General features: G+C 70.5%; 17 protein-coding genes. 12 read left to right on the top strand and 5 right to left on the bottom strand.

What is annotated here, in order from left to right:
• The first annotated feature begins 49 nt into the window (after positions 1 to 49).
• The 8 genes from J2W14_RS06545 (at position 50) to hemL (ending at position 8,367) form a co-directional block, all read left to right on the top strand.
• Complete coding sequence (locus J2W14_RS06545; RefSeq protein ID WP_307460081.1) at positions 50 to 841, top strand: hypothetical protein; 792 nt, start codon at positions 50 to 52, stop codon at positions 839 to 841.
• Between the two features lie 130 nt (positions 842 to 971).
• A complete protein-coding gene (gene hemQ, locus J2W14_RS06540; protein WP_307460079.1) occupies positions 972 to 1,685 on the top strand; it encodes a hydrogen peroxide-dependent heme synthase in 714 nt (237 codons plus the stop codon).
• Complete coding sequence (locus J2W14_RS06535; RefSeq protein WP_307460076.1) at positions 1,682 to 2,962, top strand: ferrochelatase; 1,281 nt, start codon at positions 1,682 to 1,684, stop codon at positions 2,960 to 2,962. The genes hemQ and J2W14_RS06535 overlap by 4 nt, the downstream gene beginning before the upstream one ends.
• Positions 2,959 to 3,957 (top strand): hydroxymethylbilane synthase, encoded by a 999-nt coding sequence (gene hemC, locus J2W14_RS06530; protein ID WP_307460073.1) that lies wholly within the window; start codon positions 2,959 to 2,961, stop codon positions 3,955 to 3,957. Before J2W14_RS06535 ends, hemC begins: the two co-directional genes overlap by 4 nt.
• Before the next feature lie 20 nt (positions 3,958 to 3,977).
• Entirely contained in the window at positions 3,978 to 4,937 is a 960-nt protein-coding gene (locus J2W14_RS06525; protein WP_307460070.1) for a uroporphyrinogen-III synthase, read from the top strand.
• Positions 4,934 to 5,914 carry a porphobilinogen synthase gene (gene hemB, locus J2W14_RS06520; protein WP_307460067.1) on the top strand — a complete coding sequence of 327 codons (981 nt, stop codon included), beginning with the start codon at positions 4,934 to 4,936 and terminating at the stop codon, positions 5,912 to 5,914. Before J2W14_RS06525 ends, hemB begins: the two co-directional genes overlap by 4 nt.
• Entirely contained in the window at positions 5,914 to 7,017 is a 1,104-nt protein-coding gene (locus J2W14_RS06515) for an LLM class flavin-dependent oxidoreductase (protein ID WP_307460064.1), read from the top strand. Before hemB ends, J2W14_RS06515 begins: the two co-directional genes overlap by 1 nt.
• Positions 7,018 to 7,035: 18 nt before the next feature.
• A complete protein-coding gene (gene hemL / locus J2W14_RS06510; protein ID WP_307460060.1) occupies positions 7,036 to 8,367 on the top strand; it encodes a glutamate-1-semialdehyde 2,1-aminomutase in 1,332 nt (443 codons plus the stop codon).
• 105 nt (positions 8,368 to 8,472) lie between these two features.
• Here hemL and J2W14_RS06505 read toward each other — a convergent pair whose 3' ends face one another.
• From J2W14_RS06505 to J2W14_RS06490, 4 genes are all read right to left on the bottom strand, one after another.
• The gene (locus J2W14_RS06505) at positions 8,473 to 9,210 is read right to left on the bottom strand and encodes an amino acid ABC transporter ATP-binding protein (RefSeq protein ID WP_307460057.1); all 738 of its coding nucleotides are present in this window, start codon (positions 9,208 to 9,210) and stop codon (positions 8,473 to 8,475) included.
• Positions 9,207 to 9,971 (bottom strand): amino acid ABC transporter permease, encoded by a 765-nt coding sequence (locus tag J2W14_RS06500; RefSeq protein WP_307460055.1) that lies wholly within the window; start codon positions 9,969 to 9,971, stop codon positions 9,207 to 9,209. The genes J2W14_RS06505 and J2W14_RS06500 overlap by 4 nt, the downstream gene beginning before the upstream one ends.
• 3 nt (positions 9,972 to 9,974) lie before the next feature.
• Positions 9,975 to 10,910: a substrate-binding periplasmic protein gene (locus J2W14_RS06495; protein ID WP_307460606.1), complete on the bottom strand. Its 936-nt coding sequence runs from the start codon at positions 10,908 to 10,910 to the stop codon at positions 9,975 to 9,977.
• Between the two features lie 372 nt (positions 10,911 to 11,282).
• Positions 11,283 to 11,993 (bottom strand): 3'-5' exonuclease, encoded by a 711-nt coding sequence (locus J2W14_RS06490; protein WP_307460052.1) that lies wholly within the window; start codon positions 11,991 to 11,993, stop codon positions 11,283 to 11,285.
• A gap of 163 nt (positions 11,994 to 12,156) precedes the next feature.
• Between J2W14_RS06490 and J2W14_RS06485 the strand changes: the two genes are divergently transcribed.
• The 3 genes from J2W14_RS06485 (at position 12,157) to J2W14_RS06475 (ending at position 19,636) form a co-directional block, all read left to right on the top strand.
• A complete protein-coding gene (locus J2W14_RS06485) occupies positions 12,157 to 12,573 on the top strand; it encodes an MGMT family protein (protein ID WP_307460049.1) in 417 nt (138 codons plus the stop codon).
• Between the two features lie 149 nt (positions 12,574 to 12,722).
• A complete protein-coding gene (locus J2W14_RS06480) occupies positions 12,723 to 15,980 on the top strand; it encodes an ATP-dependent helicase (protein ID WP_307460603.1) in 3,258 nt (1,085 codons plus the stop codon).
• Positions 15,977 to 19,636: an ATP-dependent helicase gene (locus tag J2W14_RS06475; RefSeq protein WP_307460046.1), complete on the top strand. Its 3,660-nt coding sequence runs from the start codon at positions 15,977 to 15,979 to the stop codon at positions 19,634 to 19,636. Before J2W14_RS06480 ends, J2W14_RS06475 begins: the two co-directional genes overlap by 4 nt.
• Here J2W14_RS06475 and J2W14_RS06470 read toward each other — a convergent pair.
• Complete coding sequence (locus J2W14_RS06470; RefSeq protein ID WP_370871206.1) at positions 19,633 to 21,084, bottom strand: phosphotransferase; 1,452 nt, start codon at positions 21,082 to 21,084, stop codon at positions 19,633 to 19,635. The two genes, J2W14_RS06475 and J2W14_RS06470, sit on opposite strands and share 4 nt — an antisense overlap.
• 189 nt (positions 21,085 to 21,273) lie before the next feature.
• On the opposite strand from J2W14_RS06470, the gene nudC reads away from it, so the two are divergent.
• Positions 21,274 to 22,341 carry an NAD(+) diphosphatase gene (gene nudC, locus J2W14_RS06465; protein WP_307460043.1) on the top strand — a complete coding sequence of 356 codons (1,068 nt, stop codon included), beginning with the start codon at positions 21,274 to 21,276 and terminating at the stop codon, positions 22,339 to 22,341.
• The last annotated feature ends 79 nt before the right edge of the window (positions 22,342 to 22,420 follow it).

The following is a 22,420-nucleotide window of genomic DNA, read 5'->3' as shown; positions in this document are numbered from 1 at the left end:
GAAACGGCAAATTTTCCCCCGCCTCCGCTGACGGCTAAGGTCGATGACCATGGTTACTCACAGGTCCAACGTCCAAAAAACGCAGACCGGTCACCATGGGGGACTTCGGCGCGGCACGGCGGCTGCCGCGCTCGGAGTGGTGCTGGCTTTTTCCGCAGGCGCGCCCGCCGCGCACGCGGCCACAAGTGCTTCCGCTTCCGCCTCGGTTGCCGGCGCGACGGACCTGCAGTCCCTTGGTCTCGCCGGCCTGGTTGACGGCCTGCTGGCGCCGTCGAGGCACGCCGCACCGAGCCCCACGCCTTCCGGCCCCTCGCCGCGGCCCACCTCCTCCGAGGACCCTGACGAGCCGGAGCCCAGCCGCAGCCCCAAGCCGTCGCCGAGCCGGACCGTCACCCCGCAGCCCGTGGCACCCAAGCCCGTTGCTCCGCAGCCAGCTGTGCCGGCGGTGCCGGCCGTGCCGGCGGTGCCGGCCGTGCCGGCGGTGCCGGCGGTGCCTGCGGGACCGCAGCCCATCCGTCCGGCTCCGGCCCCGCCTGCGGCTCCCGTCCCGGGCGGGAACGTTGCGGCACCGGTACCGGCCGCCGAAGTTCCCGCCGGGACCGCGGTCCCCGCCGAAGTCCCGGCAGCGCCGGCGTCGCCGTCGAACACTGCCACTGCTTCCCCGACAGCCACGGCCGGCCCCGCCACAGCGTCGGCCAAGCCCCGCTCCGGGAGCACCTCGATGGAGGCGACTTCGACCCGGGAACCCGCCGGAGCCTCGCCGTTACTCGGCCTGGGTATCGGTCTCGTGGCACTGTCGTGCGCCGCCGGCGTCGTGGTCCTGCGGCTGCGCCGCGTCTGACACCCCGAGGGTTGTCCCAGGGCGCCGCATCCGGCACGCGAATCTCCGGCGATGTGAAATAAAGCACTTCTACGCGCTGTAGAAGTGCTTTGTTTCGACTTCATTGAGGGGAAGGGGCAGACTGGTATCCATGAGCCACACTTCTGCCGAAACTGTCACTAAAACTGAATCAGCAAGCGAAGAATCAGCCGAGCAGTTCTTCACCCTCTGGACGGTTTTCAAGCGATCCGCCGACGTGCTCCGCAGCGGCGATGCTGCCGAGGAATACGAAGCCCTCACCGCGCGGCTGGCCGAGGCCGGCGTGGTCCACCGCGGCAGCTACGACGTTTCAGCAATGCGCGCGGATGCCGACATCATGGTCTGGTTGCACGGCCCCCAGCCGGAAGCCCTTCAGCGCGCGGTCCGCGACATCCGCCGCAGCAAGCTGTTCACCGGCACCGAGATCGCCTGGTCCGCCATGGGAGTGCACCGGGAGGCCGAGTTCGCCAAGAACCACACCCCCGCCTTCTCCCGCGGGGTGGAACCGGCAGAGTGGCTCTGCGTCTACCCCTTCGTCCGCTCCTACGAGTGGTACCTGCTGCCCGACGCCGAGCGCGGGGCGATGCTGCGCGACCACGGCATGCTGGGCCGGGACTTCCCCCAGGTCATCTCCAACACGGTGTCCTCCTTCGCCCTGGGCGACTGGGAATGGATACTGGGCCTGGAAGCCCCCGAACTGGTGGACCTCGTGGACCTGATGCGCCATCTGCGCGCCACCGAAGCCCGCCACCACGTCCGCGAGGAAATCCCGTTCTACACCGGCCGCCGGGTCAGCGCCGCCGAGATTGCCGAGGTCCTGTCATGAGCCCGCTGGATCCGCAGAGCGCAGTCGCAGCCGACTCCACCATCAACGAGGTGACCGAAGCCGGCCGGATGGCCCCGAAGGACTACGACGCCGTGCTGCTCGCCTCCTTCGGCGGCCCGGAAGGCCAGGACGACGTCCTGCCGTTCCTGCGCAATGTCACCCGCGGCCGCGGCATCCCGGACGAGCGCCTCGAAGAGGTCTCGCACCACTACCGCGCCAACGGCGGCATCAGCCCGATCAACCAGCAGAACCGCGAGCTCAAGGCCGGCCTCGAGGCCGAACTCGCCGCCCGCGGGATCGGACTGCCGGTCTTCTGGGGCAACCGCAACTGGGCCCCCTACATCCCGCAGACCCTCCAGGACATTTACGACGCCGGGCACCGCAAGGTCCTGATGGTCACCACCAGCGCCTACTCCTGCTACTCCAGCTGCCGCCAGTACCGCGAGGACATCGGCATCGCGCTGACCGAAACCGGCCTCGACGGACGGCTCGAAGTCGACAAGGTCCGCCAGTACTTCGACCACCCCGGCTTCGTCGAGCCGTTCGTGGAGGGCACCGCCGCCGGCCTTGCCGACGTCCGCGCGCAGCTGGCTGCGGCCGGCACCCCGGACGCGCCGGTCCACATCCTTTTCGCCACACACTCCATCCCCACCCGCGACGCCGAGGCAGCGGGCCGCTCCGATGCCGAACCGCGCCACTTCGAGGAAGACTCCGCCTACGTCGCCCAGCACCTGGCCTCCGGCACCGAGGTCATCCGCCGCGTGGAGGCCGCGACCGGCGACACCGCCCCCTGGTCCCTCGTCTACCAGTCCCGCTCCGGCGCCCCGCACGTGCCGTGGCTGGAACCGGACATCAACGACGCCATCGAGGAACTCGCCGGCCAGGGTGTCAAGGGCATCGTCATCGTCCCGCTCGGCTTCGTCAGCGACCACATGGAAGTCGTCTGGGACCTCGATACCGAGGCCCTGGAAACCTGCGCCAGGCTGGACCTGGCCGCAACGCGGGTCCCCACGCCCGGGACGCACCGCAAGTTCGTGGGCGGGCTCGTGGACCTGATCTGCGAGCGGACCGCCGCGAACAACATCGCCGAGCGCCCGCACCTGACCAACCTGGGCCCGTGGTACGACGTCTGCCGTCCGGGCTGCTGCGCCAACTTCCGCGGCGAAAAGCCGACCATCGCGGGCGCAGACACCACCACCGGCACCGGCCACGACCCCTACCCGGCCGCCGCTGCCGCCGGCACCCCCGCTCCGGCGGCGGATCGGGACGCACTGTGAGCGTCCGGATCGGAACCCGCGCCAGCAAACTGGCCCTCACCCAGACGCAGCAGACCGCGGACCAGCTGGCCGCCGTCGGCGGGTTCCCCGTCGAGCTGGTGCACATCCGCACCGACGGGGACGTCCTCACCGGGTCGCTGTCCCAGATGGGCGGCACCGGCGTCTTCGTCGCGGCCCTGCGCGATGCCCTGCTGCAGGACCGCTGCGACGTCGCGGTGCACTCGCTCAAGGATCTCCCCACCGGGGCAGCCCCCGGGCTGACGCTCGCGGCGACGCCGAAACGCGCCGACGTCCGGGATGTGCTCTGCGCCCGTGACGGGCTCAAGCTCGCGGACCTGCCCACCGGCGCCAGCGTCGGCACGGGTTCGCCTCGGCGCGCGGCCCAGCTGCGGGCCGCCCGCCCGGATCTGGACATCCGTGACATCCGCGGCAACGTGGATACCCGGCTCGGCCGCGTCCCCGGACTGCCCGGCAACAGCACCGACGCCGTGGTCGAAGGCAAAAGCTGCGATCTTGACGCCGTCGTGCTGGCCGCCGCCGGGCTGTCCCGGATCGGCCGGCTCGACGCCGTGAGCGAGTACCTCGAGACCGAGGTGATGCTGCCCGCCGCCGGACAGGGCTCCCTCGCAATCGAGTGCCGTTCCGCTGACGCGCCGCGCAAGGCGGGTTCCACCGAAGGCTCCCAGGGCGTGCTCGCGCAGGCCCTCGCCGCCCTCGACGACCCCGACACGCGGCTTGCCATCACCGCCGAACGGGCGCTCCTGGCCCGCCTCGAAGCCGGCTGTGCCGCGCCGGTGGGCGCCTACGCCTTCCGCAAGGGCAGCCTCCTCTACCTTGAGGCCGTGGTCTGCGCCGTGGACGGAACAGCCTCGGTCCGGGACAAAAAGGCCACCGACGGACTGACCGAGGTCGGGGCCACCCTGCTCGGGATTGAGCTCGCCGAAGTCCTGCTGGCCCGCGGCGCCGCTGACATCGCGGACCTGGCCGCCTCCTGAACGGCGGAAACCATCAGGTCATGGGACGGCACGGCGGCCGCAACGACACCGACGGGCAAGCGGTGATGAGGGTGCCCGAGGGCGCCCGGGTTCTCATCGCGCGCAGCCCGGACCGTGCCGGGGACCTGGTCGCGGCGTTGCGCAAGGTCGGCGCCGATCCGCTGCTGCTGCCGCTGATCGATTTCGAGCTCGCCCGTGATCAGCACTCCCTGGACGTCGCCTTCGATGCCCTCGGCGCCGGCGCCTACACGTGGCTTGTGGTCAGCAGCGTGACCACGGTCCAGGCGCTCGAGGCCAAGGCCGCCGAGCGGGGAACGACCCTCAGCCGCTGGCTGCCGGGCAGCCTCCTGGTGGCCACGATCGGTCCCGCGACCCGCCGTTTCCTCGAATCCCGGGGAGTTGCGGTCGATCTGGCGCCCTCCGGGCAGCAGTCCGGGGCCGGGCTCATCGATATCTGGCCCGAGCACCAGGGCAGCGTGCTCCTGCCGCAGGCCGACATCGCCGACCCCCGGCTCCGCCGCGGACTGGAGGCCCGGGGCGCCTTCGTGCAGGCCGTCACCGCGTACCGCACCGTGGACTACCCGGCCGACCCGCGCCGGAGCCTCGCCGCGTGCCAGCCCGCCACGCCCCTGGGGCACAATGCAGCCGCCGGCCCGGACGGGGACCATGCGGCCGCCGTACTCACCCCGGAGCAGGCGAAAGCCGAAATCGGCGCCGGCCGGCTCGCCGCCGTCGTCGCCGCGTCCCCCAGCGCGGCCCGGCGCATCCACGAGGACCTCGCCCCGCTGGGCGGCTGCCGCTTCGTCGCGATCGGACGGTCAACCGCCGCCGAGGCCGAGTCGCTCGGCCTCACGGTCGCCGCCGTTGCCGAGGCGCCCACCGCCTCCGGCCTGGTCGCCGCCGTCGTCCGGTCCCTGGCCGGCCGGGCGTCCCCACCACCTCAGCCAGCAGCAGAGCCCACCGCAAAGGACACCGTATGAGCTTCCCGACCCACCGACCCCGCCGGCTCCGCACCACTCCGGCCATGCGCCGGCTGACGGCCGAACACCGCCTCTCGGCTTCGGAACTCATCCTGCCCGCGTTCATCCGTGAAGGCCTGACCGAGCCGAACCCGATCGCCTCGATGCCCGGCGTGCAGCAGCACACCACGGACACCCTGAAGCGCGCCGCCAGTGAGGCCGTGGCGCTCGGCGTCGGCGGCATCATGCTCTTCGGCATCCCCGCCGTCCGCGACGCGGCCGGCACCGCCTCGCTGGACCCCGACGGCGTGCTGAACAAGGCCATCCGGGACGTCCGCGCTGAGGTCGGGGACGAGCTGGTCATCATGAGCGACGTCTGCCTGGACGAATTCACCGACCACGGGCACTGCGGTGTCCTCGCCGCCGACGGCTACGTGGACAACGATGCCACCCTCGAGATTTACGGCCGGATGGCCGTGGCCCAGGCGGAGGCCGGCGCCCACGTGCTCGGCCCGTCCGGGATGATGGACGGCCAGATCGGTGTGATCCGGCAGGCCCTGGAGGACGCCGGCCACACCAACACCGCGGTCGTCGCCTACGCCGCGAAATACGCCTCGGCGTTCTACGGGCCGTTCCGCGAAGCGGTTGATTCCCAGCTCAAGGGCGACCGCCGCACCTACCAGATGGACGCCGCGAACCGCCGCGAAGCGATCCTCGAAGTGGAGCTGGACCTCGCCGAGGGCGCCGACATGGTCATGGTGAAGCCCGCCATGAGCTACCTCGACATCCTCGCCGACGTCGCCGCCATGAGTTCCGTGCCGGTCGCCGCCTACCAGATATCCGGTGAGTACTCGATGATCGAGGCCGCCGCCGCCAACGGCTGGATCGACCGCCGGGCCGCGATCACCGAATCCGTGCTCGGCATCAAACGCGCCGGGGCCAACATGGTCCTGACGTACTGGGCGAACGAACTCGCCGGCTGGCTGAAGGAGTCCTGATGAGCACGGCGACCGGCCCGGCCTCCGCGTCCAACCCCACGGCGCCCGTGGGCCCGGGGCGCATCCTGCTGGGCCTGAACACCTTCGGCGACGTCGGGGTCTTTCCCGACGGGCACCCGGTCCCGCATGCCCAGGTGCTGCGCCAGCTGCTGGAACAGGCCGAACTCGCGGACGAAGTGGGCCTCCATGCCTTCGGCGTGGGGGAGCACCACCGCCGCGACTTCGCAGTGTCCGCCCCCGAGGTGTTCCTCGCCGCGGCAGCCGCCCGGACCAAAAGGATCCGGCTCGGTTCGGCCGTCACCGTCCTGAGCTCCGATGACCCCATCCGCGTCTTCCAGCGCTTCTCGACCGTGGACGCCATCTCCAACGGCCGGGCCGAGGTCATGCTGGGCCGCGGTTCCTTCGTCGAGTCCTTCCCGCTCTTCGGCCTCGACCTGGCCGACTACGAGGTCCTGTTCGAGGAGAAGCTCGAACTCTTCGACAAGGCCCGCGCCCAGAAGCCCATCCACTGGGAGGGCCGCACCCGCCCGGCCATCAACGGGCTCAGCGCCTACCCGCCGCTGGAACACCACCTGCTGCCCGCCTGGATCGGGGTGGGCGGGACGCCCGAATCGGTGCTGCGCTGCGCCGAATACGGCTACCCGATCATCTTCGCGATCATCGGCGGACAGCCGCGCTCCTTCGCCCCGCTGGCGAACCTCTACCGCGACGCGATGGCGAAATACGGCCACCCGATGCAGCAGATGGCCACGCACTCACCGGGCCACGTTGCCGAGACCGACGAGGAGGCGCGGGAGGAGTTCTTCCCGCACTGGCTCGCCCAGCGCAACCTGATCGGCGCCGAGCGCGGCTGGGGCCCGGGCAACCGGGCCGAGTTCGACGCCATGTGCACCCCCGAGGGCGCCCTCTACGTCGGCTCCCCGGACACCGTGGCCGCGAAGATCCTGCTGCTCAAGAAGAACTTGGCCGTGGACCGCTTCGACCTCAAGTACAGCAACGGCACCCTGCCGCACAAGGCGATGATGCGCTCAATCGAGCTGTTCGGCACCGAGGTGGCCCCCCGGGTGGCCGCCCGGCTGGCAGCGGCCTCCCCGCAAGACTGACCTGAAAGAATAGGAACCATGACTTCCAGCCACCCTCGCAACGAGGAACTTTTTGACCGCGCCCGCCAGCTGATGCCGGGCGGCGTCAACTCGCCGGTCCGGGCGTTCGGCTCGGTCGGCGGGACGCCGCGTTTTATGGTCTCCGCCAAGGGCCCGTACCTGACCGATGCCGACGGCGCCGAATACGTCGACCTGGTCTGCTCGTGGGGCCCGGCATTGCTGGGACATGCCCACCCGGCGGTCCTCGCCGCCGTGCACGCAGCGGTGGACCGCGGGCTGTCCTTCGGGGCATCCACCCCGGACGAGGCCAACCTCGCGGCGATCGTCCAGGAACGCGTCCCGGCCGCCGAGCGCGTCCGGATGGTCTCCACCGGCACCGAGGCGACCATGACCGCCGTCCGGCTGGCCCGCGGCTTCACCGGCAATGACCTCATCATCAAGTTTGCCGGCTGCTACCACGGCCACCTCGACGGGCTGCTCGCCGCGGCCGGCTCCGGCCTCGCCACCCTGGCGCTGCCGGGCTCCGCCGGCGTCACGGCCGCCACCGCCGCCGAGACCCTCGTGCTGCCCTACAACGACCTCGCCGCCGTCGAGGCCGCCTTCGCGAAGCACGGCGGCAACATCGCCGCCGTCATCACCGAGGCGGCCCCCGCCAACATGGGAGTTGTCACCCCGGGGGAGGGCTTCAACGCGGGACTGTCCCGCATCACCCGCGAACACGGCGCCCTACTGATCCTCGACGAGGTCCTCACCGGCTTCCGCACCGGGTATTCCGGCTACTGGGGACTCACCGGCGGCGCGGCCGACGCCGCCGAGCCGTGGACCCCGGACCTGCTCACCTTCGGGAAGGTCATCGGCGGCGGAATGCCGACGGCGGCCCTCGCCGGCCGCGCCGAGGTCATGGACTACCTCGCGCCGCTGGGCCCGGTGTACCAGGCCGGCACGCTGTCCGGTAACCCGGTGGCGATGGCCGCCGGCGTCGCGACCCTGACGCACGCCACCGCCGAGGTCTACTCCTTCGTGGACGCCCGCTCGCTGGAGCTCTCCGCGGCCCTGTCGGCGGCCCTGGACACGGCAGGGGTGGACCACTCGATCCAGCGTGCCGGGAACCTGTTCTCGGTGGCCTTCGGCACGTCCGCCCGGGGAGTGCACAATTACGACGACGCCCAGGGCCAGGAAGTGTTCCGCTACGCGCCGTTCTTCCACTCCATGCTCGACTCCGGGGTGTACCTGCCGCCGTCGGTCTTCGAAGCCTGGTTCCTGTCCGCAGCGCACGACGACGCCGCGATGAACCGGATCTTCGACGCGCTGCCCGCTGCCGCCAAGGCTGCGGCCGCCGCGCGGGCATAGTCCCGAAGGCTGCACGGCCACGGCCGGCCGTTCAGCCGTTGTCGTTAACACTTGAGGCACCCGCCGCGGCGGGTGCCTCAAGTGTTAACGCTGACGTTCTGCGCGCTAGAGGACGTCCGAAAGGAAGCCCTGGAGCCGTTCCGTCTGCGGGTTCGTGAAGAGCTGTTCCGGTGGACCGGACTCCACGACGACACCGGCGTCCATAAAGGTGACGGTGTCCGAGACGTTGCGGCAGAAGCCCATCTCGTGCGTCACCACAACCATGGTCATGCCGCCCTTGGCGAGGTCCGCCATCAGAGCCAGCACGCCCTTGACGAGCTCCGGGTCAAGTGCCGAGGTAGCCTCGTCGAAGAACATCACTTCCGGCTTCATGGCCAGCGCCCGCGCGATTGCCACGCGCTGCTGCTGCCCGCCGGAGAGGTTGGCCGGACGGGCATCCGCCTTGTGCTTGAGCCCGACGAGGTCGAGCTGTTCGAGGGCCTCGGCCCGTGCCTGCTCGGCCGGGAGTTTGCGCAGCTTGCGCAGTGCGAGGGAGACGTTGTCCACCACGGTCTTGTGCGGGAACAGGTTGAACTGCTGGAACACCATGCCGATGCGCTGGCGCAGTTCATCCGGATTGTCCTTGAGCACCGACCGCCCGTCCAGCAGGATGTCGCCCTGGTCGGGTTCGATCAGGCGGTTCATCACCCGCAGGAGCGTGGATTTTCCGGAACCGGACGGGCCGATCACCGACGCGGTGGTGCCCTTCTCGACATGGAGGTCGATGCCGCGGAGAACGTGATTGGATCCGAAGGACAGGTGCAGGTTCTTGCCGGTCAGCGAACCGGAGGCGAAGTCGCTCATGGCTGTGCTCCCTTCCCAATCAGGGCCGCGGCGTCGTCCGGCTGGGGCTTCTCCGGCCGGCCTGTGCGCAGGCGTTTGTCGATGTAATTGACCAAGTGCGTGAGGGGGACCGTCAGAACGAGGTACATCACGGCGGCAGCGATCAGCGGGGAAAGGTTGCCCGTGTTGGCTGCAGCGTCGTTGCCGATGCGGAAGATTTCCCGCTGGCTGGCGAGCAGGCCGAGCAGGTAGATCAGGGACGAATCCTTGATCAGCGAGATGAACTGGTTCACCAGGGCCGGAAGCACGCGGCGGACGCCCTGCGGGATCACGACAAGCTGCATCGAGGAGTTGTAGCTGAACCCCAGCGCCCTGGACGCCTCGAGCTGGCCCTTTTCCACGCTCTGGATGCCTGAGCGGAAGATCTCGCCGATGTAGGCCGACGCCATGAGCGTCAGCGCCAGGATGCCGAGCGGGAACGGGTTCGTGGAGCCGGTCAGTTCCCGGATCAGGGGTCCGAGCCCGATCCCGATGAGCAGGATGATCACGATCGCGGGTACGCCGCGGAAAATATCCGTGTAGATCCTGGACAGCAACCGGAGCGCGGTGCTCCGGGACGTGCCCATGATGGCCAGGATCATGCCCAGGATGCACCCGAGCACGCCCGAGGAAACCGCCAGGATCAGGGTGTTGGGCAGGCCGACCGTGAGCATGTTCGGTACGACAGCTGCCATCGCCTCCCAGTCAAAGAAGGTCTTTAGGAGTTGATCGAGTGCATCCATGGACTAGGACTTCGGGACGATGACAGCCTTGGAACCCGGGGACCACGTGGCCGGGGTTTCGCGGTCCGGGTACCATTCCTTGGTCAGCTTGGACCAGGTGCCATCGGCAATCACGGCGTCAAGACCCGAGTTGAGGGCATCAATGAGGGCCTGGTTGTCCGAGTTCACGGCGTACGCGGTGAAGTTCTGGGTGTTCACAATGGACTCGGCGATGACCGTGCCATCGCCTTCCTTGACCTGGCCGGTGGCCTGCTGGGACGGAGCGACCCAGGCGTCCACCTGGCCGTTCTTCAGGTTGGCGTAGGCCGTGTTGTAGTCCTCAAAGCGGACCGGCTCGATCTGCAGGGTGTTGGTGACGTAGTCATCCTGAACCGTGCCCTGGACGACCGCGATGCGGGTGTCCTTGGTCAGGTCCTTGAAGCCCTTGACCTTATCGTCCTCCTTGGCGACAACGGCCATGTAACCGAAGTCGTAGCCGTTGGTGAATCCGACGGTCTTGCGCCGCGCGTCCGTGGTGGAGATCGAGGAGGATCCGAGATCGAACTGCTTGTTCTGGACCTGGGAGAGCAGGGACGCGAAGCCGGTCGCCTTGAACTCGACCTCGAGGCCCAGCTTTGCCGCGATGGCGCGCAACAGTTCGTTGTCGTAGCCGGTGAACTTGCCGGACTCATCTATATAGATGTTGGGCGGGGCGTCAGAGAGCGTTCCGACGGTGAGGGTTCCCTCGCTCAGCAGGCCGAGCTGGGACTTGTCGATCTGGTCCAGGGGAGTGACGTCCGCGGTCGTGTACTTGTCCAGGGACGTCTGGTCGCTGCCGGCGAGGGCATCTGTGGGCGTTCCGCTCGGGGCGGCTGCTCCGCCGCCGCAGGCGGCGAGCGAGACGGCGAGGGCAACCGCTACGGGAACCGTCGTCAGCCACTTCATGGCTTTGTTTTTCATCACGCAATCACTTTCATCGGACGATAATTGGGGATCGGGGGCCGCACAACGCCCCCGGCTTCGGCGCCTCGGCGCAGGCAGGGGCAGGCAAAGCCTGCGAAATATAATTGTTTCACCCGACACGAAGGCTGGTTGAATCCGAATTAGTGCGCGGTGAGGGTCCTCTGCGCCGAATCTGCTTCACGCGGGAGGGCTATCGCCAGCGATCTGGGTGCCGCGGAGCGGGCGGGGCGGAATGATTGCCGGTGGCAGCCTTGCCCGCCGGAAGGGCCCGGGTGTGTGAGTTGTGTCGCAAACGCTGGAATTGCGGGCCCAGGGCGCCTATTTACGAGTGCGCCGTGCCGGAAGGTTTCGTTTTAAGAAGCCGCGGCGTTAGAAGTCCCCGCGGCTGGCGTCCTCGGGCGGCAGCACGGGCCAGTCGCCTTCGATCACGGCGGCGGGCTTGGTCTTGCGCAGGTAGCTCTGGAAATCGGAGGCCTGGGCGGAGGCCCACTCGATCTGGAGCTGGTGCAGGTGGCTGGCCGGCATCCGTAGCTTGGGGAACTTCCCGGCCATGGCGTCGAGCATGCGCACGGTGGCCAGGGCGTCGGCCGCCGAGGTGTGGGCGTTGTCCAGGTTCACCCCGTACTCCTCGCAGAGGGCGGTGAGGGTGCGCTTGCCCTTGCGGTACCGGTCCACCTGCTTGTTCATGATGTACGGATCCAGTACCGGGAAGCGGCTCAGCTGCGGAACACCGTAACGGGCCGACTCGGCGGCGAGCACGGTGAAGTCGTAGCTGGCGTTGAAGGCGATGACCGGCACGCCGGTGTCGAACAGCTCCTGGAGCGCCGCTGCGACCTCCCGCGTCACGTCCGCGGCAGGGCGGCCTTCGCTGCGGGCCCGCTCCGTCGTGACGCCGTGGATGTCGCTGGCCTCGGTGGGAATCTCGACCCCCGGATCGGCGAGCCATTCGTGTTCCTTGACGATCCCGCCGTCGGCGTCCACCACGGTGATGGAGGCGGTGACGATTCGCGCGGAGCGGGAGTTCCGCCCGGTGGTTTCGAGGTCGAAGGCTGCGCGGGGGAGGGTGTTCCAAGTGCTCATGCGTCAACGCTACCTGCTGCCACCGACAGAAATGCGCCACCACCCCGCGCCCCGGTCCGGCATCACCGCGGTCCCGCCCAGGAACGCCCGAACGCCCGACGGCGGCCCGCCCGGCGGCCCGCCCGGCGGCCCGTGACAGCGCCCCGGCCGCTAGGCTTGTGCCATGCGGATCGAGTATGTGGAGGCGGTGCTGGACGTCGTGGCACTGATCCCCGCCGGCGCCGCGGTGGCGTACGGTGACGTCGCCGAGCTCCTCGGATCCGGCGGCCCCCGGCAGATCGGCTCCGTCATGAGCCACCACGGCAGTTCCGTGCCCTGGTGGCGGGTCCTGAAGGCCAGCGGTGACGCGCCCCCGGGGCACGAACGGGAGGCCCTGACCCTGTACATCCTGGAAGGAACCCCGCTGCTGGGAAATTATGCGGACTACCTCCGCACCGGCGAGGGCCGCTGGCGCGTGGACCTGATGGCCGCCCGCTGGGCACCGAGCGACGGGGAATTCGACCGGATCGACGCCGTGGCCGAGCGGCTGGAACGGTCCTTGCGCAAACTGTCGGCCCCGGATGATGAAATGACTGTGTGAGCATCCCCAGCAAGAGCCCCCAGCCCCTCCAGCCCACACCAACAAACTCCGCACCAACACAGCCCGCACCAGTACAACCCGCGACCAGCGGGCCCGCCCGGGGCGGTCAGCGTCCCGCCAGGCCGCGCGCCTCCGGATCCGCACTCCGCCTGCTGCCACCGCGCACGCTGCACAACGCGGCTCCCGTGCTGACGGCGGACCAGCTCGCCGCCGTCGACATCCCGCACGGCTCCGGCCCGGTCCTCGTCCCCGGAGCGCCGGGGACCGGCAAATCGACCGTGCTCGTCGAAGCCGCCGTCCGGCGTGCGCTACGGGACGGCGTCGATCCCGAACGGATGCTCATCCTCGCCCCCGGACGCCTCGCCGCCGACACGCTCCGGGACCGCTTCACCGCACGGCTGGACCGCAGTTTGAGCACGACGCCGGCCCGCACCTGGGCGTCGTACGCCTTCGACGTGATCCGGCGCGCCAAGGCCGAAGGGATCCTGCCGCTGCCGCGCCCGCCGAAACTCCTGTCCGGCCCGGAACAGGACCTGATCATCAAGGAGCTCCTCGAGGGCCACGCGCAGCCCGGACTCGAGCTGCCCTGGCCGGAGGACCTGGGCGCTGCCCTGCAGACCCGCGGGTTCCGGCAGGAGGTCCGCCAGCTCTTTGACCGGATCATCGAATCCGGGCGGACCGCCGAAGACCTTGTGGGCCTTGCCCGGCGCTGCCACCGGCCGGACTGGGTGGCCGCGGCGGCGCTGTACGCGGAGTACCGCGACGTGCTGGACCTGCGGATGCCCGAATCCTTCGACCCGGCCGGCATCATCACCGCAGCCCGGCAGATCTTCCAGGACGAACCGGACTTCCTCGCCGCCGAACGCGACCGGCTGCAGCTGGTGCTGGTGGACGACATGCAGGAAGCCAACCCTGCCGTGTTCGAACTGCTCGCGGACATCGCCGCGGGCAAGGAGGTCCTCATCACCTCATCGCCGGACACCGTGGTCCAGGGGTTCCGCGGAGCCCGCCCGGACCTTGTGGCCGAGCTTCCCCGGCTGCTCGCCCCGGCCGGCGGCACCGTCCTCGAACGGCCGCTCTGGACCGCGCACCGCCACACCCCGGCGGTGGCGGACGCCTGGCTGTCCGTCGCCGGACGGATCTCCAGCCGCGCCGGCGGGCAGTCCGCGCGCCGGCTCGAACAGCCCCGGAACCCGGGCGCCTCCGCGGGCACCGTCGAGGCGCACCTGCTGCCGTCGCCGGTGCACGAACTGCGCTACGTGGCGCAACGGATCCTGGAGGCCCAGCTCAACGACGGCCGCGAGCTCGGTGACATCGCCGTGATCGTCCGCAACGGCGGCCAGCTCAGCCAGCTGCACCGCTACCTCGCAGGCCAGGGCATCCCGGTCCGGATCCCGGTGGCCGAATCCGCCGTCCGCGACGAGGTCGCCGTCCGGCCGCTGCTGGATGCCTATGCCGTGGCACTGGACCCGGCCGTACTGACCCCCGAGGCGGCCGTGGCGCTGCTGACCTCACGGATCGGCGGATCCACCGCGATCGAGCTGCGGCGCCTGCGCCAGTCCCTGCGCCGGGAGGAAATCCTGGGCGGCGGCGGCCGCACAAGTGACGTACTCCTCGTCGAGGCCTTGCTGGAGCCGGGCGCGCTGGCAACCCTGGGCATCGAAGGGCACTCCGCGCGCCGGATCGCCCGGATGATCCAGGCCGGCCGGGCCGCTGCCCAGGCTCCTGGCGGCAACGCCGAAACGGTGCTGTGGGCGCTGTGGAACTCCACCGGCCTGGCCGCGCGCTGGACCGAGGCGGCGCTGGCCGGCGGATCGGCCGGTGCCCGGGCGGACCGGGACCTCGATGCCATGATGGCCCTGTTCCACACCGCCGAGCGCTTTGTGGACCAGCTGCCCGGGTCCGGACCGGAGCAGTTCCTCGAGTACCTGCTCAGCCAGGAGCTCCCGATGGACACCCTCGCCGCGAGGGCCCAACTGGAGGACGCGGTGGAACTGATGACCCCGGCCAGCGCCGCCGGCCGGGAATGGCCCGTGGTCATCGTCCCCGGCCTGCAGGAGGGGGTGTGGCCCAACACCAGGCTCCGCGGCGAACTGCTCGGCAGCACGCTGTTCGCGGACGCCGTCGAGCACGGCGTGGCATACGCCCTGCAGCTCGATCCCCTCAGCCGGCTGCGCGAAATCCGCTATGATGAGCTGCGCAGCTTCTCCACCGCGGTGTCGCGGGCACAGCAGATGCTGATCTGCACCGCCGTGTCCTCGGAGGACGAACAGCCGTCCTCGTTCCTGGATTACGTGGCGCCGCTGGATCCGGACCAGGACCGGCGCGGCTTCACCCCGGTGGAGCGACCGCTCACCCTGCGCGCCCTCGTCGCCGAGCTGCGGCAGTACGCCCAGCTCGACGCCGGGACCCCGGAAGCCCAGGAGGCCAGCGCCGTTCTCGGCGCCCTGGCCGCCGCCGAGCCGCCCGTGCCCGGCGCGCACCCCGCGAGCTGGTGGGGCCTTGCGGCGCTGTCCACGGAGGAGCCCGTCGTCCCGCCAGGGGGCACCGTGTACGTTTCGCCGTCGAAGGTGGAGACCGTGCAGAAATCGCCGCTGGACTGGTTTGTCCAGGCCGCGGGCGGGGAGGCCGCCACCGACTTTGCGCGCAGCCTGGGCACCCTCGTCCACTCCATCGCGCAGGACCTGCCGGACGCCTCCGGCAGCGAATACGTGGCCGAACTCGTCCGCCGCTGGCCGGCGCTGGGGATGAAGGACAACTGGGAGGGAAAGCTGGACTTCCAGCGCGCGGAAACCATGGTCCGGAAGCTTGCCCAGTATGTGCTGGTGATGCGCAGCGAAGGCCGGTCCCTGGTCGGCGTCGAGCTGGACTTCGAAGTCAAACTCCCGGACGTTCTGGCGGCCGGAAGCACCGACAACGGCGCTGGAGCCGGCGCCGACGCCGACGCGGATCGCGACGCCTGGCCGGCCCGCCCGGCCGTGCTGCGCGGCCAGGTCGACCGCCTGGAGATCGACGCCGAGGGCAGGCTCGTCGTCGTGGACCTCAAAACCGGCAAGCGGCAGCCGGGGAAGGCCGACCTCGAGCGGCATCCGCAGCTGGGCGCCTACCAGGCCGCGGTGCTGGCCGGAGGCTTTGCCGGCCCCGACGACGGCCCGCCCCCCTTGCCCGGCGGCGCCGTCCTGGCCCAGCTCGGCACCAGCACCAAGAGCCCGGGCATCCAGGCCCAGGCTCCCCTGGACCCGGCGGAGAACTGGGCCCTGGGCATGGTCGGTGATGCCGCCCGGGTAATGTCCGGGAGCACCTTCGAAGCCCGACACGATCCGTCCAAGGGCGGCCACGGCGGTCACGGCTGCCGCTTGCCCGAAGTCTGCCCGCTGTGCCTGCGGGGAAAGCAGGTCACCGAATGACCCCCGAGACACCCATGGCCGCCGCGGCGCCCGCGGCTGCGCCCGCCGCGGTGCCCACACCGCTGCCCGCAGCCGCGCCCGCCGCGCTGCCCGCCGCCCTGCCCGTACCGCGGTTCACCCCCGAGGAGCTCTCGGTGCTGCTGGGCGAGAAGAACAGCCCCACCGCCGAGCAGTCGCACATCATTTCCTCGCCGCTCTCACCCCGGCTCGTCATTGCCGGCGCCGGCTCGGGCAAGACCGCCACCATGGCCGACCGTGTGGTGTGGCTGGTCGCCAACGGCTGGGTCCGGCCGGAGGAAGTGCTCGGCGTGACCTTCACGCGGAAGGCCGCCGGGGAACTGGCCACCCGCATCCGCGCGAAGCTGGCCGCGCTGCAGCGCATCGCCGCGTCCGACACGCAGAACCAGGTCTTCCCCGCCGGGCTGCTCAGCACCGACGCGCTCGAACCCAAGGTCTCCACGTACCACTCGTACGCCAGCGGCATCGTGTCCGACTACGGGCTCCGGCTCGGCGTCGAGCGTGACGTCGTGCTACTCGGCGGTGCCCAGTCCTTCCAGCTCGCCAGCGAGGTCGTGGAAGCCTTCGACGGCGAATACGAACACTTCCGTTCCGCCAAATCCACCCTGGTCAAGGCGGTCATCCAGCTCGCCGGCGAGTGCGCTGAACATCTCCAGGACCCGGCCGGGGTCCGCGGCTGGCTGCTCGATCGGGTGGCCGAGTTCGAGTCGCTGCCCTACCTCGCGACCGCCAAAAAGAACCCCAGCCAGGCCGTGGGCGAGCTCAGCGGGCTGCTGCGCACCCGGGCCAGCGTCGCGGAGATGGTGGGACGCTACACCGACGCCAAACGCGCCCGCGGCGCCCTCGACTTCGGCGACCTGGTGGCCCTCGCCGCCCGCGTCGCCAACGAGATCCCGGTCGCCGCCGAAACCGAACGCCAGCGCTACAAGGTGGTGCTGCTGGACGAGTTCCAGGACACCTCACACGCCCAGCTCGTGCTCTTTTCCCGGCTGTTCGGCGACGGCCACGCGGTCACCGCGGTGGGGGACCCCAACCAGTCCATCTACGGCTTCCGCGGCGCCTCCGCCGGCCAGCTCTTCCACTTCGTCCGCGAATTCCCGGTGCGGCTTCCCACCGAGGACTCTGACGACGGCGCTGCCGGCGGCAACACTGCCGGCCCAGCCGGCCCAGCCGACCCTGCCGACCCTGCCGACCCTGCCAACGCTGCCAACGCTGCCGAAACTGCGGCCACGGCGGGCCCTGCCGGCCCGGCGCGCTTTGCCGTCGCCCCGACGTCGTACCTCACCACGGCCTGGCGCAACGGCCGGAACATCCTCTCCGCCGCCAACGTCATTTCGGCTCCGCTCAGCAAAGCTGCCGCCCAGACCGGCCCGGCCGGCGAGCGGGACACCGCCGCCGGAGGTGTCGAGGTTCCGCCGCTGCAGCCCAGCCCGGCTGCGGTCCAGGGCCGCGTCGTGATGGGCCGCTTTGGCACCGACGAGGATGAGGCCGCGGCCATCGCGGGCGACGTGCTGAAGTTCCGGGTGACCGACTTCGATTTGTCGGCGGCGGAGCCCGAGCCGCCCGCCATGGCGGTGCTGTGCCGCCGGCGCGCCCAGATGGAATGCATCCGCCGGGAATTCGAGGTGCGCGGGATCCCGTACGAGATCGTCGGCCTCGGCGGCCTCCTGGACACCCCCGAGATCATCGACCTCGTCGCGACTCTCCGGGTGCTGGCCGATCCGGGCCGGTCCGATTCGCTGATGCGCCTGCTCGCCGGTGCCCGCTGGCGGATCGGGCCCGCGGACCTGATGGCACTGCGGGACTGGTCCAGTTTCCTTGCCCGGCGCCGCGGCCGCCCCGGTGCCCCGGACGACGACGCCGACGACGTCGCGGAGGCGGCGGTGATCGAGGGTGACCTCACGGACGCCGCCAGCCTGGTCGAAGCCCTCGACTGGCTGCCGCGCGAAGGCTGGACCTCCGCGCACGGCCGCCAGCTCAGCGCCGAGGCGCTGGAGCGGCTCCAGCGGCTCTCGGCGGAACTCCGGCAGCTGCGCGGCTACATGGGCGATGACCTCACCACCCTGCTCGGTGAGGTGGAGCGGGCCATGCTGCTGGACATTGAGGTGTCCGCGCGGCCCGGGATCAGCATTCATCAGGCCCGCCGCAACCTGGATGCGTTCCAGGATGCCGCGGCCGGGTTCCTGCACACCTCCCACCGGGTCGACGTGCTCGCCTTCCTGGCCTGGCTGGAGGCCGCGGCCGCTGAGGAGAACGGCCTGGACGCCGCCGCGCCGGAAGTGAACCACGAAGCGGTGCAGCTGCTGACCGTGCACGCCTCCAAGGGCCTGGAATGGGATGTCGTGTTCGTGCCCGGGCTCAATGCCGGGGCCTTCCCCAGCAGCCGGGACTCACGCTGGAGCAGCGGCAGCGCCGCACTGCCGTGGCCGCTGCGCGGGGACCGCGCCGACCTGCCGCAGTGGGACCTCGGACACCCGGACCAAAAAGGCTGGCTCGACGCCGAGAAGGAGTTCAAGTCCGCCGTGCAGGTTCACGGCGAGGCCGAGGAACGGAGGCTGGCCTACGTGGCCTACACCCGGGCGAAACACGTGCTCTGGGTCTCCAGCGCCGCCTGGGTGGGCTCGCGCGCCGGGATGGCGGAGATGTCGCCGTTCCTGACCGAACTCGAGGTGCTGGTTGCCGACGGGGCCGCCGCGATCCACCCGCAGTCCGTCAGTGAGGAATCATTGCCCGAGGAGAGCCCGCTGACCTCGGACCTGGAGGTCGCGGGCTGGCCGTACGACCCGCTCGAGGGGCCCATCGATCCGCGCACCGGCTCCCGGCTGCGCCTGGTTCCCGGCCGGCGGGCGGCCATGCAGTCCGCGGCGGCCCGGGTCCTGGCGTCCCTGGACTCCGGCGTGCTGCGGGATGCCGCCGCCGGGCCGGGCGCTCCCGGCCCGGACAAGCGGCGGCCCTTGCGCGGCCCCGCCGGCGGCTGGGCATCCGAGGCCGCGACCCTGCTGGAGCGCCGTTCCCGCCGGACTGCCGTCCACGACGTGCACCTGCCGGGCCACATCTCCGCGTCCACCCTGGTGGATCTGGAGGACGACGCCGGCTCGGTCGTCGCCCGGCTCCGTCGCCCGGTCCCGCGGGAACCGGGGATGTCGGCCCGCAAAGGCACAGCCTTCCACGCCTGGGTGGAGGAGTACTTCGGCGCCGCCGGCATGCTGGACCTCGGCGAAGCGGCCGGCTCCGACGAGCACATCGACGCAGCGTACGGCCTGGACAGCATGGTGGAAACGTTCCGCCGGTCCGAGTGGGCCAACCGCGCCCCGGCCCACGTTGAGGTGCCGGTGGAGACCCGGATCGGTGACGTTGTGGTCCGCGGCCGGATCGACGCCGTCTTCCGCGATGCCGACGGCGGGTGGGACCTGGTGGACTGGAAGACCGGCCGCCGGCCGTCCGCCGCGCAGCTCAAGACCAAAGCGGTCCAGCTGGCCGTGTACCGGCTGGCCTGGGCCCGACTCAAGGACCTCCCGCTGGACCAGGTCCGGGCGGCGTTCTACTACGTGGCGGACGACCAGGTGGTCCGGCCGCACGATCTGGGCTCGGCGGCACGGCTCGAACAGATCGTTGCCACGGCCCTGGGGACCGGTTAGCGGGACTTCGCCTCGACCACCGTGAGAGCGGTCGTCGAGGTGTCCTCCGCCGGGTTCGCCGGGGCCTCGGACGGATCCACGGTGTCTGGCCGGGCCTGCGCCTGCTCCTGGGCCGGGGCATCGGCCTTGACGACGGCGATCGACTGGGTTGAGGTGTCTTCCACGGAGGACTCGTCGGCGTCCGGCCCGTCGTCGGGAATCGCAGTGACGGAGACGCCACCGGACACCTTCTTGGGTGCCGGCTCGGAGGACCCGTCGGCACTGTTGTCGTCAACCGCGCCGGAATCCCCGGCCGCGCTCTCAGCCCCAGCCGCTCCGTCTTCTCCGCCGGCCGCGACGGGGATGGGCGTGACGTGCACGGCAGGCATCGCGGTGCTGGAAGGAACGGCGGGGAGGCCGGAGACCGAGTCCGGCGCCAGCAGGGTCACCTTGCTGACGGCCGGCACCGGGGCGCTGCCCGCAGCCGAGGTCTGAGGTGCCTGGTCGGATGCAGGGGTGGGCTGGGGGAGCGGTTCCACGCTGATCGGCTGCCCGCCGTGTTCGGCGACGTCCTCTGCGAGGGCGGTGAGCATTGCCTCGGCCTCGTCGATCATCTCCTGGTTCCCGGCAGCGATGCCCTTGACGAGGTACTGCGCCAGGGCGAATTCGGCGGAGAGCGCGGCACGCCGCAGCAGATGGGCGTCCGGCACGTCGCGCCGGGAGGAGGTGTAGTGCGCCAGTACGGCGTCCACGAAGTCCTGGTCGTTGGACGCGACCAGCCAGGCCATGTCGTCGGCCGGGTCCCCGATTCTCAGATCCGTCCATCCAGTCACAGCCGTCACGCGGTCGCCGTCGACCAGCAGGTTGTCTTCGTGCAGGTCCCCGTGGACCACGCACGGGTTGAAACGCCAGAGGGAGACGTCCTCGAGCGCGTGTTCCCAGCGGCGAAGCAGTAACGGCGGAATCTTGCCGGTGGTGGCGGCCTGGTCCAGTTCATTGAGGCGGCGCTGGCGGAACTCGTTGGGGGTGTAGCTCGGCAGATCGGCATTGCTGACCAGCGAGTGGGGCAAATCATGGATGGCGGCGAGGGCTGCGCCGATTTCGCGGGCCACGGCGGGGGACGCCGCGCCGAGTTCCTCAACCGACCGGGTCGAGCCTGCCAGATGCGAGTAGACGAACGTCGTCAGCGGTCCCTGCCGCACGGTGCCGGCAACGGTGGGCATCAGGAAGGGAAGTTCGGCCCGGATGCCCGGGAGGAAGGCGCGCAGCACCAGGAATTCTGTTTCCAGCCGGGCGCTGGCCTCGGCGTGGCGCGGCGAGCGGACCCGCCAGCGCTTGCCTTCGGAATCCAGCAGAAGTGCCGAGTCGAAGTCCGCCGGATCGTCGGGCGCAGAGCTGACGGCGGTCGGGGTCAGTCCGGGGACTGCCGCGGTTGCCACAGCTGCCAGTTCGATTGGTTTTCTTCTCACGCTTCCACGGTAGATTGAGCGGCGCCGAAGACGGCGATGCACCACGGCGAGTCTGAAAGATCGGGAATAAATTGCACACCGGTGCTTCATTCCGGCGCGGTGCTTTGCGGCCACCGGGGGGCACGTGCGGATGCCCACATACGCCCGGGAGAAATGTCATTTGTCAGCGGGAGTCAGTACGGTGGGTACATGAGTCTTGCGGAGTCACCGGCGTCCAATCACCAAGCCCAGGCGGGCACGTCAGTCTCCCCGCACACCGGCCCGGCCGCCAACCATCTTTTGGACACTGTCCTTCCCGTACGCCCGGCGCTGATTGACCGGGGCTCCGCCGCACGGCTCAAGCCCGGGATGCTCGAGGAACTGCTGACCTCCGGCGCCGCACGGGCCATGGTGCTGTCCGGCCGGCAGGGCCTCATCAACGGCAGCAGCCTGGTGCTGCTGGACGCCGCCGAACTCGCCCGGCACCTGCAGGACACGGCCTACGCCCCGGAACAGCTGATCTACCTGGGGTCAGCCCTGCCCGGCTCGGACCTGGCGCCGGGAACCGAACTGGTCCTCTTCCTCCTGCCGCAGCAGTTCGAGGTCCAGGCCGAGGAATTCGAAGCCCACATTGCCGGCATCCCCGAGGGCGCGCAGTGGGCGGGGTTCCGTGATGTCGCGGCCACGCTAAACCCCACGGACACCGCGATCTTCATCGAGGCCAGCGCCATCGCCAACTGGCACGCCACACACACCCACTGCCCGCGCTGCGGCACCGCCACCGCGCCGGAAGCCGGAGGCTGGGTCCGCCGCTGCCCCGCGGACGGCTCCGAGCACTACCCGCGCACCGATCCGGCCATCATCGTCACGGTGGTGGGCCCGGACGGCCGGCTGCTGCTCGGCGGCGGCGGCCCCCTGGATGCCCGGAACTATTCCACCCTCGCCGGGTTTGTCGAACCGGGGGAGTCGCTGGAACAGGCAGTGGTCCGGGAGATCGGCGAGGAAGTCGGCGTCCGGGTCACCGCCTGCCAGTACCTCGGTTCCCAGCCCTGGCCCTTCCCGGCGTCCCTGATGCTCGGCTTCACAGCCTCGACCGCGGACACCGAAGCCACGCCCGACGGCGTCGAGGTCACGCGGGCGCGCTGGTTCAGCCGGAGCGAACTGCAGGCGGCGGTACTCAGCGGCGAGATCGTCATCTCCAGCAGGCTGTCCATCGCCCGGGCCCTGATCGAGCACTGGTACGGCGGGATCATCCAGGACCGCGCGGACAACCCGTGAGGCGCTCGTGAGAACACGCAGCTGCCACCCCGCGCCTCGGATCGACCACCGCGGCGCATCCACCGCACACCTTCGAACG

This window comes from Pseudarthrobacter oxydans (genome assembly GCF_030812335.1).
Taxonomy (GTDB): Bacteria; Actinomycetota; Actinomycetes; order Actinomycetales; family Micrococcaceae; genus Arthrobacter; species Arthrobacter oxydans_B.
The sequence above is the reverse complement of the archived record's forward strand: the minus strand, read 5'-3'. Positions and strand labels throughout refer to the sequence as shown.